This window comes from Trichocoleus sp. Lan, from assembly GCF_039961855.1.
GTDB lineage: Bacteria > Cyanobacteriota > Cyanobacteriia > Cyanobacteriales > FACHB-T130 > FACHB-T130.
On the sequence record NZ_JAMPKA010000004.1, the window covers coordinates 122,132 to 137,651 of the forward strand.

The following is a 15,520-nucleotide window of genomic DNA, read 5'->3' on the forward strand; positions in this document are numbered from 1 at the left end:
TAAAAATTATAGTCTCCTAGTTGGGACAATGAGGGTGTGATAGATTTAAATAATCTTTTAACCCTGAGCAAAGATAAACACTCAATCTATTTCTATTGTTGCTTTTATTTGAGGGATAAACAGTTAATACAATAAGAAGTAAGAAAAGAATAAATTATGAAATGTGAAGCCAAGAATTTATTCCTTTTCTGGCTCTATACCTCAATCGCTTTCAGGCTACCGCTAGCTCTTGATGTACTGCGAATAGGCATTTCAATAACAAAGTTTGTCCCTAAATAAACTCTAAAAGACACTTCAATTGCCTATCCGGTTTTTCCACAATAATTCTCAGATTAATTAAGCACCCCAGAACGATGCTCTTACCCATTGGTTTAATAGTGAAAAAGAAGGCATTATTTGCCATCTATATTGCCATTTGGGAACATCTCTGACTTCCGTGGGAATGCGGATGTTGCCGGGTTGATATGGAATTGCTCGGTACGTGCGATCGCATAGTCTGCCGCTAGATGGGACAAAAGACGAATTTAAGTTAGAGAAATCTGTTGGCGAAATGCCTGCCAAGCCGCGATCGCTTGCTCGTTCGAGACAACTCCTTTTTGCATTAAGATAACGCCATCTTTGAAGTCAATGATGCCATACTCCCCACTACCAGATAGCCGATCGATCGCGGGAACACTCTGTTGCAATAATCCCCGTTCTTCGTTGAAAGCAGCTTGATACTGCTGTGCTTGCCACAAATCAGCAATAATGTAATCTACATTGACCACTTCACCAGCATCATTGCGGAGTTGCAAAGAAGGAAAGCGGATGATTTCGCGGCGACCCGAAAGATGGGGTACAAGATAGGTGGTAGTCGCTACACTAGCGTCAGGCGGAATCTGAGCCAATAAAGGGCGAACTTGGCTGACGTGTTCCCACTGCCGCGTCACGGGAATATAAACCAAAGGCTGAATCGACTCTGGGATCAGGAAGTAAAAAGTCCGATTAGGGTTTGAAGTGAACGTAAAAAATATTGAAAGGCAGAGACAGACGATCCAAAAACGCCGAAACGACGGCGAAACCGATTTGGGATAATTATCTGCAACCTCAGCCTCATCCCTCTCAGCCTCATCCCTCTCTGATGTCTGAGCTTTTCGCCCCCCTTTAAAATCTCTTATCCAAATTCTAAAGTCGCTTTGCCCTGCCCACCAGAGAATCGCCCCGTAAAATAGCCCCGGCACGATTGTCATCGCATAGCGAATATTAATGGCGAGAACCGACTGTCCCTTCCCTAATAAAAGTTTCAAGAGGGGAAATCCCGCTACCATCCAAGAAGCAGGAGAAATTGCTGGCACAAAAGCCAAGGGCAACCATTGACCTAATAAATACTTAATCGTGCCAAAGAAGGGTGAAAACAGCTCGACGATAAGCCGCCAAGGGTTACTTACCATTCCCCAGATAATTTCCAGGGTAGAAGCTTCTTCGCCATCCGCATATTGCCCAAACCGCTCCATCATAAACCGCTGAGAAATATCCTCGGAGAACAGCGGCATGATCAGATTGGTGAGGACAATCATGTAAGCAAAACTGAGAGTACAGACCGCAAGACCCGCCTTGGGATAGCGTTTGCTCAGGATCATGTAAAACCCGATACTAAACAGACTCACACCCGAATCTTCCCGAACCGCCAGAATCAAAACCGCCAGCACCCAAAATAGCCACCACCAGCGCTTTTCCATTGCCAGGAGCAATCCAAAGGTAAAGAGGGGAATTTGGCAAATATCGTGGAAATTAGCTAAGGTAGGGCCAAGAACGGCGTTAGCGCCGTAAAAGCTGATAGTTATTAGGGCAGAAATCCCCGGTTCCAGATGCTGTCGAGCAAGGACGTATAGAACCAAACCGGCAGCGGTTACGAGCGTAACTTGCAAAACAGTGAGCGTTGCGGGTGAAGGAAACAGGGCATACAAGGGTAGCCACAGCAAAAGGGCTGGGGTGAAGTGTTGCCCTAAGCGGTGATAAAAAACTTCTGGGACTTCGCCATTGTGGACGACGTTGGTAGAAAGCTGCGAAGAAAGAGAACTCTGAAAGAAGCGACCGTGAATGCCGTTCCAGAAGACTTGGTTAAAGATGCCTTGATCGTAGGAGGAATAAAAGGTGAAGTGCCGATGCAGGGTGAAAAAGAGAGCAAACAAAAAAAATGCGATCGCTGCACCCATCACCATCCGTAACGCTGGCTGCTTGTGTAATTTCAACAACATCACTCACAATCGTTTATAAATGTTAAATAGATATTAAATTGAAAGCGGAGCTTCGCTTCTCGTCCACTCTCAGTCAATACCCCTAAGAATTAAAGTGTCATCGGTTGGTTCCCAGTGCTGAAACCAGATTACATAAAGGCAGCTCTTGAAAAACCTACCCATTCTGAAGCATCGCTACAGCTACTGCTGTTTGTCGATGAGCGTCCGAGTTCGCGTAAACAGATCCAGCAAATCCAAACGTATCTGGAGAGCTTAAAGACCGAGGTTCCTTTTGAACTTCAGATGGTCGAGGTCGGAGAGCAGCCGTATTTAGCCGAACACTTTAAACTGGTGGCAACCCCAGCTTTGATCAAGATTCATCCGGAACCCCGACAGACGCTAGCTGGGAGTAATTTGATCGCTCAATTGAAGAATTGTTGGCCTCGCTGGCAGCTGTGTGCCGAAGAATATCAGGAGACTTTAGCACAGGACCGGGAGACAGATTCACCGACCACCGCAGAAACCTCAGCGATTCGGTCTGTTGCTCATTCCGCAGAACTGATTCAACTGTCTGACGAAATTTTTCGCCTCAAGAAAGAAAAAGAAGAACTGCTAGAGCAGCTACAGTTCAAAGACCGGGTACTCGCTATGTTAGCTCACGACCTGCGGAGTCCCCTCACAGCCGCCTCTCTAGCAATGGAAACCTTGGAATTAAGCTTAAATTCAAACAATAGCAACAGACACGCCAAGCTAACACCAGCACTGACCGAGCAGTTAAGCAAGCAGGCTCGTACCCAAATCCGCGTGATGGATCGGATGATCGCAGATATTCTGCAAGCCGCCAGGGGTACGAGTGCCCAATTGCATATTCAACCGCATAAGTTGGACTTGGGGGCGCTTTGTCATGAGGTCATTAATTCACTGAAAGCTCGGTGTCAGGGGAAATCTCAATGTTTGGAAACCGATATTCCCCAGGATTTGCCCTATGTCTATGCGGATGAAGAACGGGTGCGCCAAGTGATAGTCAACCTTCTGGATAACGCGATTAAGTACACGCCGGAAGGTGGCAGGATTCAAGTTGCAATGCTGCACCGCACGACTCAGAAAATTCAGGTGAGCGTTGGCGACACGGGTTTTGGTATCCCTGCGGAGAATCAAGAGCGCATCTTTGAAGATCGCTATCGCCTAGAGCGAGATCAAGAAAGAGACGGGTATGGGATTGGTCTTGGCTTATGCCAGCGGATTATTCGGGCGCATTATGGGCAGATTTGGGTAGACTCAAATCTCGATAAGGGGAGTATTTTTCACTTCACGCTGCCAGTTTACAGATAATTAAAAATTAACTCTTTAGCTTAATTTGACGTTCAACTGCAAAACTAATCGCAATGAATAAAACGGTTAAACCCTGGATGGCGTAAACGACGGTGACTGGGACGTTGGCGCTGCGTTGCATGACGTTTGCGCCGCTGCGGAGGATACCGAAGAATACGGAAGTGAGGACGATACCGGCGAGATTACCACGACTGAGGAGAGCGATCGCGATCGCGTCAAATCCATAGCCGGGTGAAAAACGGTCGAATAGTCGATATTTCAAGCCCATGACTTCGCCTGCACCCGCTAATCCCGCTAATCCTCCAGCGAATGCCATCACAGCGATGATGGTGCGTTCTACCGACATCCCCGCGTAACGAGCGGCTGTGGGATTTTGTCCGACAGCTTCGATTTGGTATCCTAAAGGCGATCGCGTCAGCAATACCCACAACAATCCTGTAGCGAGTAATCCGATAAAAATCCCCGCATGAGCTTGAGTTTGCGGCAAAATAATCGGTAATCGGGCGGATTCTGCGATTAAAGGAGAAAAGGCACTCGGCGCACCTGGTGCCTTCAAGGGATTATTCACTAGATATCCGACAAAGTTCAGCGCCACATAATTGAGTAGCAGCGTGGTAATCACTTCATTTACACCGCGCACTGCTTTCAGATAACCCGGAATGAATCCCCAAATTCCCCCTAATAAAAATCCCCCCAACAGCGCCAGCGGTACGTGAATTAATGCGGGTAATCCTTGCAGAGATAGCCCCACCAAGGCGCTACCGAGTCCCCCCATGTAAATTTGCCCTTCAGCGCCAATATTGAACAAACCCGCCTTCAAAGGCACCAGCACCCCCAAACTCGCTAATAATAAGGGTGCGGTTTTGGCGATCGTATTGCCAATGCCGTAGTAATCTGCAAGGGATTCTTTAAATAGAATGCCGTAGGCGGTGATGGGGTTCGCCTTTGCCAGCAAGATGAGGATAGCACCAACGATGAGGGCGGATGCGATCGCGACAAGCGGCGATAATATTGGCAGAAGTACAGGTTGAATCCGATTTGTTGTCATAACTGTGGGACTTCGCCAAGACTCCCACAGACTGAAGTCTGGGGCTATACAAACTCAGCCTGCCTACGCAGGCTGAGAATAATTTTTGTATTTTAGATCGCGCAGGCGGTCTTTATTTGTGTAGCTACGATTTCAGCCGTCAGGCAACAGTTGAACTTAGCAGCGGTCGCTACCCTTCAACACCCGCCGAAATACCACCAGTCATTAAATAACCAACTTGTTCCACTGTGGCAGTGGCAGCATCTAAGATATCCACGAATTGTCCTTCATACATGACGGCAATGCGATCGCTCATTGCCATAATCTCTTCTAATTCGGTAGAAATATACAAAATTGCCGCACCTCGTTCTCGTTCAGCTAATAAGCGTTGCTGCACGTATTCAGTCGCACCGACATCTAAACCGCGTGTCGGTTGCATTGCCACAATCAAAGCTGGATTGCCAGAAAGTTCTCGTGCTAACACCACTTTTTGTTGATTGCCGCCGGACAATTGGCTAACTTTAATCGATGGATTTTCAGCGCGAATATCAAAGTTTTGCATTGCCTCAACCGCATGATGATTAATTACCTCATACTGGAGGAACCAACGGCGGCAAAATGGCAGAAATTTAAAAACTTTGAGAATGAGATTTCTGGCAATACTAAATCCCATTATCAAACCCATTTTCTGCCTATCCTCTGGAATATAAGCTGTAATTCTTTCTTCTCCTCTTTCCCTTGTGTTCTTGGCGTCTAAAGCGCTAACGCGCATGGCTTCCCTAATGCGGTTCATTATTCTACCCGAAGTAATAGCACGCAAACCCGCGATCGCATCTGCTAACTCTCGCTGTCCATTGCCATCAACCCCCGCAACTCCCAGTATTTCGCCTGCGTGGAGTTGAAAGGATATATCTTTCACAACTGGCAAATTCCGCTCATCCTGAACCTGCAACTTTTGTACTTCTAGCAGTACTTCACCAGAAGAATGAGCAGATTTATTTAGATGAAATAAGACTTCTCTCCCTACCATCAATCGTGCTAATTCTTGAGTATTCGTATCTGCGGTTTTAGTTGTCGTTACCACCGCACCCCGCCGCAACACGGTGATAGTATCGCAGAGATTCATCACCTCTTCTAGCTTGTGGCTGATAAAAATAATCGTATGTCCCTCTTTAGCAAGTTGGCGCAAGATAGCCGCTAATATCTTTACTTCTGGCGGCGTCAGCACCGCTGTTGGTTCATCTAATATCAGCAACTTGGCGTTGCGGTAAAGTGCTTTGAGAATCTCTACCCGTTGCTGAACTCCTACAGGTAAATCCCCCACTTTTGCGAATGGATTTACATCTAAACTATAAGACTGAGCGAGTTGCGCGATCGCCTGCGCTTTCTCTTTTATATTTAGCCGCAAATCGAAGCTGGTTCCAAGAATAATATTTTCGGTTACTGACAATTGCGGCACCAACATAAAGTGCTGGTGAATCATGCCAATTCCATGCGCGATCGCGTCACTTGCTGAAGCAATTTGTATTGGATTATCTTGCAAGTATATTTGACCGGAATCTGGCTGATAAAGTCCGCAAAGGATATTCATTAAAGTAGTTTTACCAGCTCCGTTCTCGCCTAGCAGAGCATAAATTGATCCGCAACTAACGCTCAAGTTTATGTTGTTATTAGCGATAAAGGTGCCAAACCGTTTGGTAATACCTTCAAGACGTAAATAGGTCATTTTTAATATTTTTTGGTAATTGGCTTAGCCAATATACCGCCGGGGAATTAATTCCCCGGCGGGTGATAGGCGAAGAGATATCAACTGAATTAAGCTTGCTTCACACACCGAGTATCTTTTCCTCCCTCTTTACACGCCTCAAATGTAACTTTCTTAGCTAATATTGCCTGCTTCGTATTAAGTGCTTTTTCCTCTACATTTTTTGGCACCATTGCCCCAAATTTACCAAGATAGAGAATCTCAGGATTTTCCAAACCAATTGTATAAATCTCACCTTTTAGATTGCCTTTCACAGCAAGATCGGCTAAGTATGCGATCGCTAAGTCAATTCGCTTCACCGCACTGGTTAATACCGCCTTTGGCGCAACATCCAGCTGATCTGTTGTATTGCCGAAAGCAAAAGCTCCCTTCTCAGCGGCAGTTTGCAGCACCGCAGGAGAAGCATTATCCAGCCACTGATAAACCACATCAACGCCAGAAGAAATCAGCGCTTGCGTCGCTTCCTTTGCCTTAGCTGCATCATTCCAATCGCCTATGTAACTGGCAGCTATTTTAATATCTGGCTTAACAGATTTTGCACCTAACTCTAATCCCCGCAATTCTTCATCAGTTGCTTGAAAAGATTGAGCCGCTAGATAAGCCATTTTATTTGATTTTGTCATCAAGGCACCTATGATGCCGCACAGATAACTGGTTTGCAAGTGATCGATTCGCAAAGACGCCATGTTATCGCCTTTCACCGTACCATTGACACCGACAAAGAACGTCTTCGGAAATTGCGCTGCTACCTGCTCAATTGCTGCATCAAATTGTCCCCCGTGGGCATACACTAAGTTGTAGCCACGACGCGCAAAGTCTGACAAAGCTTCTGCCTGATCCGCTTGTTCCACCTTCTCAACGTGAGCAATTTCAACTCCCAGCTTTTCTTTAGCAGTTGTCACGCCTTCATAGCCAGCCTGGTTCCAAGCTTTATCTGTGATAATCCCTGGCAAAACGATAGCAACTTTGAAATCCTTACCCGTTTTAGCAGAAGTATCCCCACTAGCTGCTGTTTCTGTCGGGGTAGGACTGCTATTGCAAGCCTTCAGCAATAGACTGGTACCCAAGGTAGCTGAACCATACAGGAGAAATTTGCGCCGACTATATTCCATCATGCGATCGCCCTCAGATAGATAGTCTTAATTTTGCGCGATTCCGGGATGCGATCGCTATGCTAACGCCAGTCTATTTTTCCAACTGTTGGCTGAAAACAAAGTAACATCAAACTGAATAAACTGAAGAAGCGACAAAATTTGTCAGCAAATTCTAATCGTTAGTCTGTATAGGGTGAGATGGAATACATCAAAAAGAACAAAGAACTGTTGCGAGTGATTCTGTGTGTGTGTATCATCGGCGTCGGCATAGCGCACTTTGCCATCCCAGCACCATTTGTTAAACTCGTGCCGTCGCAACTTCCTTACCCTCTGGAACTGGTTTATATCAGCGGCTTTTTTGAAATCCTGGGTGGGATTGGATTATTAGTCCCTCCCGTAAGTCATGCGGCTGCTTGGGGATTGCTTACTCTTTTTATCTTTGTTTTCCCTGCAAATATCAATATGGCAGTGAATAGTATCGACCTCAATCCTATTCCAAACTCACCTTGGTTCCAAGCAATAAGACTTCCCTTCCAAGCAGTCTTAATTGCTTGGGCTTGGTGGTATACAAGACCAAGTGATGGGGAGAAGCAAGCTTCAATTATTCCATACAAACCCAAAACTGAGTAAGCAAAATACCTGGCAATTGAAATCGCGGCTACACAAACAAAGCTACACAAACAAAGCCTGCCTCCGCAGGCTAAATTAAGTCTGCGTAGGCGGAATTGGTTTGTATAGCCCCAAACTTCCAGTTTGTGGGTAATTTGCTTTCCTAGGTTTTTTCGGATGAAAATGACCATTAAAATGATGAAAATACAAACAAGTTTGATATGAATACATCAAAAATAGTGCAGCAATTACACGCAGAATTGATAACACCAGAAAATTTTCGGCGTTATGGTCAAGTCATCTCTGCAAGTGTTGACGGCAAACTTTATGATTCTGAAGAAGCGCAGTTAAACCTGCAAAATGGAGTTCCCCGGTTTTACATTATGCGGCTGCAACACAAAGGTCGCAAGTTTCACCAAATTACGCGCCACGTCCAATGCACTCAATGTCTAGGTTCGCTGGAAGGGAAAGACTGGTTGATTGCGGTTGCGCCTCCAAATCATAATACTGACCAACCGACATTAGAAGATATTAAAGCTTTCCACATTTCAGGCAATTGCTTTATCAAGTTAGAAGTTGGAACTTGGCACGCTGGACCATATTTTGATGAGGAATTTGTAGATTTCTACAATCTTGAACTCAGTGATACAAATGTAGTCGATCATTTCACCCATAACTTTCAGGAAAGTCATCAGCTAGAGTTTGAGATTGTCACTAATTAGGGAATTTGTCCCTTTTATCCTTCATCTAATGAACTAATACAACGCGCTATTTATTCCCCACGTTTCGCAATCCAACCACCGACGAGTAAGGCACTATAAAAGCGTTCCACCATCCCAAAACCAGCCTCTTCAAGCAGCGCAACGATCCGCTCTTCCGGCACCAAGTGGATGTTTTTAGGAATATTTTCCAGCCTCTGCTGTACCTGTTCTGGAGGAATACCTTTTTTGAGAACGTAATTCTTCAGGATTTCAAACTTTCGTTCAACTTGACCCGAATTCGACTCCCCGTATGAATCCACGAGCACAAAAGTAGCACCTGGCTTGAGCCGTTGAGCGATACTGCGAAGCATTGCTAGCTTGGTTCCGTCATCGGGGAAAAAATGCATGACTAGAATCAACGTGGCGGCGTCATACAAAATATCTTCAGGTAAGTCAGACACAATGCCTTGATGAAGGCTGACGCGCTCTTGGAGTCCCGCTTTCTGGATGCGATCGCTAGCAATATTCATCATCTCCGGAGACGGATCTACTCCCAGCAGCCGCCATGAAGAATTTGCCTTACCCAGAATCTCAAGTTCTTTACCCGAACCCGAACCAGAAATTAACAGTGAGGACTCTTCCGGGAGGCGCACTTGAAGCACCGCCTGCAACAAATCGTGTATCAGCTCATATCCAGGCACCCAGAAAAGAATTTCTTTATCATAATTTCCGGCGCGTTCTCCCTCGAAAATAAATACATGCTGATTTGTCATGTCTGCAAATTTATAAAAAACTGATAATTGCTAATTTCGGGTCATTGATAGCTGTTACTAGGAAGTAAATGGTAGATGCACTTTTCCTATCCCCAATTTTACTCCCATTACCTATTAGCATTTAGCCCCCAACTTCTCCAATCAATTTTTTTAGATAAGCGGTTGCTTCTTTGGGTGGTAGCATGACTACCTCATTTTTGCGAAGGATTTCGTACTGGTTACTTCGATAACCGTGACCCAAAATCAGCCCTAAACTAACTGCTCTATTGCCAAGTTCGTTTAACTCGTTGAAGCTCATCGCTTCAACTTCCATATTCAGTTGTTTAATGATTTCCTCATCCATGTCCTTAGGTCTCCGGTTAAGATCTTAGATTTTTTACGTACAGTCAATTCCAATTCAAGGTGCTGATACTACACATCTGTTCTCCGTTTATTCTCTTGGGTGGTTAGGAGGAGCTTCATGTAGTACATCAAAATGGAAATGGTATAACTAAATCGCCAACGCAAGCGATCGCATCTGGGTGAAGCTAGTATTTTATAGTCTCATATACTTCCTCTCACATCTCAGCTTTCATCCATTCTAGCTTTTGTTTAGTTCTACTTTTTATTTTTCACACCTTTCTAAAGAAGTAGTTTTTTGCGGGACACTTTAAGCTTATTTTTAGAAAAATCTAACATTTTTTTAATAAAATCATTATCAATTCTCAGGTAAAAATCATTTGTTAGCCAAATTTGATTGTAAAAATTAGCTTAATCTTTAAGTGTCAGCTTCCATATCTGTGTTAGTGAGGTAGGTTATGGAGAATGAATCAGTACAAAGCCCCTCCAGTTCAAAGATAAAACGGATTTTTGGGTTTTTTCTAGTTGCTGCTCTTATCGCTGCTCTCATCTTTGCAGCTAAATATTTTAATGTCCAGGAACAGTTGAAAAGCGCTTTAGAGTGGATTGACAGCTTGGGATTTTGGGCACCCGTGACTTTTATGGTTATCTACATCCTAGCCACGGTACTGTTCATTCCTGGCTCCATCCTCACCTTGGGAGCGGGTGTGGTTTTTGGTGTAATTTTAGGTTCAATTTACGTCTTCATCGGAGCCACTTTCGGAGCCGCTGCTGCATTCTTAGTGGGGCGTTATTTGGCTCGTGGGTGGGTTTCCAAGCAAATAGAAAACAATCCTAAGTTTAAAGTCATTGACCAAGCTGTTGCCAAGGAAGGATTCAAAATTGTTCTTTTAACTCGGCTTTCACCTATCTTTCCCTTCAACCTTTTAAACTACTCTTTTGGAATCACCCAAGTTTCCCTGAAAGATTATTTTTTAGCTTCTATTGGCATGATTCCAGGAACGATTATGTATGTTTATATCGGTTCTTTAGCTGGTAGTATTGCCACAATTGGAGCAGTACAGCCCAAAAATCCCGAAACTGAAACAGTCCAATGGGTAGTTCGCATCGTTGGATTTATTGCCACTGTTGCTGTGACGATTTATGTTACGCGCATCGCTCGAAAAGCATTAGAAGAAAGCGTTAATCAGGAGGAATTATAATGCCACAGCTAGGAGTTGAACGGGTTACTGTGTCACCAATGGATGTCTATAACCAAACTTTGGTGGCTCACGTACATCCGCCTGATTGGGTGAATCCCGAACCTGCACCTCGTTACAATTTGGTTGTAATTGGAGCGGGTACTGCGGGACTGGTGACAGCCGCAGGTGCAGCCGGTTTAGGCGCTAAAGTCGCGTTAATTGAAAGGCATTTGATGGGTGGGGATTGCCTCAATGTGGGTTGCGTTCCCTCGAAATGCATGATTCGCTCTTCTCGTGTTGTTGCAGATATTCGGGATGCAGAGCGATTTGGTGTTCGCGTTCCTGAAGGGACAGAAGTTGATTTTTCTGCCGTAATGGAGCGGCTGCGGCGAATTCGTGCCGGGATTAGTCATCACGATTCTGCGGAAAGATTTCAAAAGTTGGGTATCGATGTATTTTTGGGAGATGCTCGGTTTTCTAGTTCTGACACTATCGAAGTCGCGGGAAAGAAATTACGTTTTAAAAAAGCAGTTATTGCTACAGGTGCGCGTGCAGCTAATCTCCCGATTGAAGGGTTACAAGAGGCAGGTTATCTCACTTACGAAACCGTATTTTCCCTCACAGAACGACCAAAACGACTAGCAGTAATTGGCGGTGGTCCTATCGGCTGCGAACTGGCTCAGGCGTTCCAGCGGCTTGGTTCAGAAGTGGTGCTGTTACATAAAAATGCCCATATTCTTGACAAAGAGGATGCTGATGCAGTCGAAATTGTGCAACAGGCGTTTATTCAGGAGGGGATTAAGTTAATATTGCAGTCCAAAATTAAGCGAGTTGAAACAAGCAGCGCTGGAAAAGTTATTTATTACGAAGCGAATGGAAAAGAAGCTTCAGTAACAGTTGATGAAATCCTGACTGGAGTTGGGAGAGCGCCTAATGTTGAAGGCTTAAATCTTGAGACGGTAGGCGTACAATATGACACCAAAAAAGGGGTAATTGTCAATGACAAGCTTCAGACAACAAACCCTCGCATTTATGCTGCTGGTGATATCTGTATGGAATGGAGATTCACCCATGCTGCTGATGCTGCTGCCCGGATTGTGATTCAGAATAGTTTGTTTTTTGGGCGCAAAAAACTTAGTACGCTGACAATGCCTTGGTGTACCTACACTGCTCCAGAAATTGCCCATGTGGGGATGTACGAGAAAGATGCGTTGGAAAAAGGAATGGAGGTGGATACTTACTTCATTCCATTGAGTGAGGTGGATCGAGCAGTTGCAGACGGCGAAGAAGAAGGATTTGCCAAAATTCACGTCAAGAAAGGCACCGATAAAATTTTAGGTGCAACCATTGTGGCGAGACACGCAGGTGACATGATTAGCGAAGTCACCTTAGCGATGGTAGGAAATGTTGGCTTGAAAACGCTTGCTACGGTTATTCACCCCTATCCCACGCAAGCCGAAGCGATTCGCAAGGCAGCAGATGCTTATAACCGCACTCGTCTAACGCCGTTTGTGAAGAAGTTGTTTTCTAATTGGTTGGCTTGGACGAGATAGCTGTTAATTTCACGTTCAAGTGCATATTTCCCATGTAAGAGTCGATTTAGGTTTCGACGGCAAACGCTTCTGGGTCAACGTCCCAGTTTACCTAGCGAATCGCCTCTCTAGCAGAGGTGAGGGTGGGTGGAACGCGCAGGACGTGAAGGTGGTTCGTACTGGGACAGGTCATTTTCAGCAGATGGATGGGTTCCACATCAACGTTTGCATCAATTTTGAGTAGGGTGTATTCGCGCCAGGTATCCATCGCTTGCGCCGCCAACTCCTTACAAATGCGATCGCAGCCAATCTGCTGAATCAACACTCGCCGGACTTCCGCATTGGGTTCAGTCAGCAGCCATTCGGCTTGCCACTGGTTCAGGTGCGTCCAGTAGCGGCGAGGAAGCTCAACATCAAAACAATAAACCGTCAGTTCTGGATTGGGATGGTTGGCTAACAGCGATAAATCTTGAAGGGAATTGCCACTCAGCCAGAGATCTGTCAAGGAATGCAGTTGCACAATTTCTAGTGGCAGGGATGCGAACTGGTTGAAGCTCATAGAGAGTCTTGTCAAAGAATGCAGTTGCCCAATTTCTGCTGGCAGGGATGCGAACTGGTTGCCGCTCAGGTTAAGAGAGGTCAAGGAATGCAGTTGCACAATTTCTGCTGGCAGGGATGCGAGCTGGTTGCCTTCGAGATCGAGTCTTGTCAAAGAATGCAGTTGCCCAATTTCTGCTGGCAGGGATGCGAGCTGGTTTCTCCACAGCCTGAGTTCTGTTAAGGAATGCAGTTGCCCAATTTCTGCTGGCAGGGATGCGAGCTGGTTGCCGCTCAGGTCAAGAGAGGTCAAGGAATGCAATTGCCCAATTTCTGCTGGCAGGGATGCGAGCTGGTTGCCTTCGAGATTGAGTCTTGTCAAAGAATGCAGTTGCCCAATTTCTGCTGGCAGGGATGCGAACTGGTTGCCGCTCAGGTCAAGAGAGGTCAAGGAATGCAATTGCCCAATTTCTGCTGGCAGGGATGCAAGTTGGTTTCTGTCCAGATAGAGTTCTGTCAAAGAATGCAATTGCCCAATCTCTGCCGGTAGGGATGCAAGCTGGTTTCTTCTCAGATAGAGTTCTGTCAAAGAATGCAATTGCCAAATTTCTGCTGGCAGGGATGTGAGTTGGTTATAGCTCAGATAGAGTTCTGTCAAGGAATGCAGTTGCCAAATTTCTGCTGGCAGGGATGTGAGCTGGTTGCCACTCAGATTGAGTTTTGTCAAAGAATGCAATTGCCCAATTTCTGCTGGCAGGGATGTGAGCTGGTTGTACTTCAACTCGAGATATATCAAGGAATGCAGTTGCCCAATTTCTGCTGGTAGGGATGTGAGCTGGTTGTACTTCAAATCGAGATATGTCAAGGAATGCAGTTGCCCAATTTCTGCTGGCAGGGATGCGAGCTGGTTTCTGTCCAGATAGAGTTCTGTCAAGGAGTGCAGTTGTCCGATCTCTGGTGGCAGGGACGCGAGCTGGTTGTAGTCCAGATAGAGTTCTATCAAGGAATGCAGTTGTCCGATCTCTGGTGGCAGGGATGCGAGCTGGTTGTAGTCCAGTTGGAGATATGTCAAGGAATGCAGTTGTCCGATCTCTGGTGGCAGGGATGCGAGCTGGCTGCCGCTCACAGAGAGTTCTGTTAAGGAATGCAGTTGCCCAATCTCTGCTGGCAGGGACGCGAGCTGGCTGTCACTCAGATAGAGTTCTGTTTCATCTAGGGAATTTAGAATTAGCTGTCGAACTTCTTCCATCTGCGACATAGTTTCATCCTTTACCTGAGCAAGTTGGGTAGGCTCAACTGGGTCGCCTACAACTGAAGCTGCGCCATTACTTCAGCATTTCGTGTCTCTATACACCTATCCCCGGCTTAATTCCAGCTAAGTCTCCACGGCAAATGCTTCCCAGAAAAATCTAATTACTACTTGCCGGTGTCTCACCCGCAATTCGCTTCGCTTCTTCCAAGAGATAATCAAAAAACGTGCGAGCGACAACGGAGAGTTGTTTGCCAGCCGGATAAGCGATATACCAATGACGGCTGATGGGAAAGCCCTCCACATCGAGGATAGTGAGTTCGCTGCTGACACCATCCAGCCCTAGGGTGTGGCGAGATAAGACAGAGATCCCTAAGCCACCTGCGATCGCTTGCTTGATCGCTTCATTACTCCCCAACTCCAACCGGACTTTCACCGCAACCTCATGCCGCTCGAATAAATTTTGCACCGATGAGCGCGTCCCCGATCCTGCCTCGCGCATAATAAACGGCTCACCCGTCAGACTAGAGAGAGGGATATTTTTTTGCTGAGCCAGTGGATGATTGATAGGTGCCAACACCACCAACGGGTTTTCTAGAAACGGGTGGCAGCGGATATCCAGATGATCTGGTATTTGGCTCAGAATATACAAATCGTCTAGATTCTCGCTCATACGGCTCAGAATCCGCTCGTGATTCGTCACCTGGAGGGCGATATCAATTCCCGGATAACGCTGGCAAAATGGCCCTAATAAACGCGGGATAAAATACTTCGTGGTTGTAATCACACTCAGCCGCAAATTTCCCTGTTTCAGCCCTTTCATTTCAGCCAGAGTCATCTCAAATTGAGCTAATCGCTCGAAGACTTCCCGGCACGTTACCATCAGTTCGCGTCCGGCGTCTGTAAGATAAAGGCGCTTGCCCACCTGCTCAAACAGCGGTGTCCCAACAGCCTTGGTGAGTTGCTTCACCTGCATAGAGACAGTAGGCTGGGTGAGAAATAGTTCTTCTGCCGCACGGGTAAAGCTCCCGTGGCGAGCAACCACCTCAAAAACCTTCAACTGGTGTAGCGTTGCCTGCTTCAAACGCCCTTCTCCTGCCAGTTATAGATAAAACTCTATTGTACCTATCGCAAATAATACCTTTTATCCATGAAGATTCAAGGT

14 protein-coding genes are annotated in these 15,520 nt (G+C 45.9%); 5 read left to right on the forward strand and 9 right to left on the reverse strand.

Going from position 1 to position 15,520, the window contains the following annotated elements:
• Positions 1-392: 392 nt before the first annotated feature.
• Both NDA03_RS04985 and NDA03_RS04990 read right to left on the reverse strand, forming a co-directional pair.
• The gene (locus tag NDA03_RS04985; protein ID WP_277877544.1) at positions 393-515 is read right to left on the reverse strand and encodes a hypothetical protein; all 123 of its coding nucleotides are present in this window, start codon (positions 513-515) and stop codon (positions 393-395) included.
• 9 nt (positions 516-524) lie between these two features.
• A complete protein-coding gene (locus NDA03_RS04990; RefSeq protein ID WP_348237452.1) occupies positions 525-2,237 on the reverse strand; it encodes a DUF2079 domain-containing protein in 1,713 nt (570 codons plus the stop codon).
• Between the two features lie 114 nt (positions 2,238-2,351).
• Between NDA03_RS04990 and NDA03_RS04995 the strand changes: the two genes are divergently transcribed.
• Positions 2,352-3,548 carry a histidine kinase gene (locus tag NDA03_RS04995; RefSeq protein WP_190436131.1) on the forward strand — a complete coding sequence of 399 codons (1,197 nt, stop codon included), beginning with the start codon at positions 2,352-2,354 and terminating at the stop codon, positions 3,546-3,548.
• A 7-nt stretch (positions 3,549-3,555) separates the two neighbouring features.
• Here NDA03_RS04995 and NDA03_RS05000 read toward each other — a convergent pair whose 3' ends face one another.
• From NDA03_RS05000 to NDA03_RS05010, 3 genes are all read right to left on the reverse strand, one after another.
• Positions 3,556-4,596, reverse strand: a complete 1,041-nt coding sequence (locus tag NDA03_RS05000) for an ABC transporter permease (protein ID WP_348237453.1) — start codon at positions 4,594-4,596, stop codon at positions 3,556-3,558.
• Between the two features lie 169 nt (positions 4,597-4,765).
• On the reverse strand, positions 4,766-6,301 hold the full coding sequence (locus NDA03_RS05005; protein ID WP_348237454.1) for an ABC transporter ATP-binding protein: 1,536 nt from the start codon (positions 6,299-6,301) through the stop codon (positions 4,766-4,768).
• Between the two features lie 89 nt (positions 6,302-6,390).
• Entirely contained in the window at positions 6,391-7,455 is a 1,065-nt protein-coding gene (locus NDA03_RS05010) for a BMP family protein (protein ID WP_348237455.1), read from the reverse strand.
• A 186-nt stretch (positions 7,456-7,641) separates the two neighbouring features.
• Between NDA03_RS05010 and NDA03_RS05015 the strand changes: the two genes are divergently transcribed.
• Positions 7,642-8,064, forward strand: coding sequence for a DoxX family protein (locus tag NDA03_RS05015; protein ID WP_190412286.1), 423 nt, complete (start codon positions 7,642-7,644; stop codon positions 8,062-8,064).
• Between the two features lie 200 nt (positions 8,065-8,264).
• A complete protein-coding gene (locus NDA03_RS05020) occupies positions 8,265-8,765 on the forward strand; it encodes an ureidoglycolate lyase (RefSeq protein ID WP_348237456.1) in 501 nt (166 codons plus the stop codon).
• 50 nt (positions 8,766-8,815) lie between these two features.
• Here NDA03_RS05020 and NDA03_RS05025 read toward each other — a convergent pair whose 3' ends face one another.
• Both NDA03_RS05025 and NDA03_RS05030 read right to left on the reverse strand, forming a co-directional pair.
• Positions 8,816-9,517 carry a methyltransferase gene (locus NDA03_RS05025; RefSeq protein ID WP_348237457.1) on the reverse strand — a complete coding sequence of 234 codons (702 nt, stop codon included), beginning with the start codon at positions 9,515-9,517 and terminating at the stop codon, positions 8,816-8,818.
• A gap of 121 nt (positions 9,518-9,638) precedes the next feature.
• On the reverse strand, positions 9,639-9,860 hold the full coding sequence (locus NDA03_RS05030; RefSeq protein ID WP_190412149.1) for a hypothetical protein: 222 nt from the start codon (positions 9,858-9,860) through the stop codon (positions 9,639-9,641).
• A 454-nt stretch (positions 9,861-10,314) separates the two neighbouring features.
• On the opposite strand from NDA03_RS05030, the gene NDA03_RS05035 reads away from it, so the two are divergent.
• Positions 10,315-11,058 (forward strand): TVP38/TMEM64 family protein, encoded by a 744-nt coding sequence (locus tag NDA03_RS05035; protein WP_190678129.1) that lies wholly within the window; start codon positions 10,315-10,317, stop codon positions 11,056-11,058.
• Positions 11,058-12,590 (forward strand): mercuric reductase, encoded by a 1,533-nt coding sequence (locus NDA03_RS05040; protein WP_190678133.1) that lies wholly within the window; start codon positions 11,058-11,060, stop codon positions 12,588-12,590. The genes NDA03_RS05035 and NDA03_RS05040 overlap by 1 nt, the downstream gene beginning before the upstream one ends.
• A 91-nt stretch (positions 12,591-12,681) precedes the next feature.
• On the opposite strand, the gene NDA03_RS05045 is transcribed toward NDA03_RS05040, so the two are convergent.
• The gene (locus tag NDA03_RS05045; RefSeq protein WP_348237458.1) at positions 12,682-14,364 is read right to left on the reverse strand and encodes a leucine-rich repeat domain-containing protein; all 1,683 of its coding nucleotides are present in this window, start codon (positions 14,362-14,364) and stop codon (positions 12,682-12,684) included.
• A gap of 151 nt (positions 14,365-14,515) precedes the next feature.
• Positions 14,516-15,439, reverse strand: coding sequence for a LysR family transcriptional regulator (locus NDA03_RS05050; protein WP_190412145.1), 924 nt, complete (start codon positions 15,437-15,439; stop codon positions 14,516-14,518).
• Positions 15,440-15,520 lie beyond the last annotated feature (81 nt).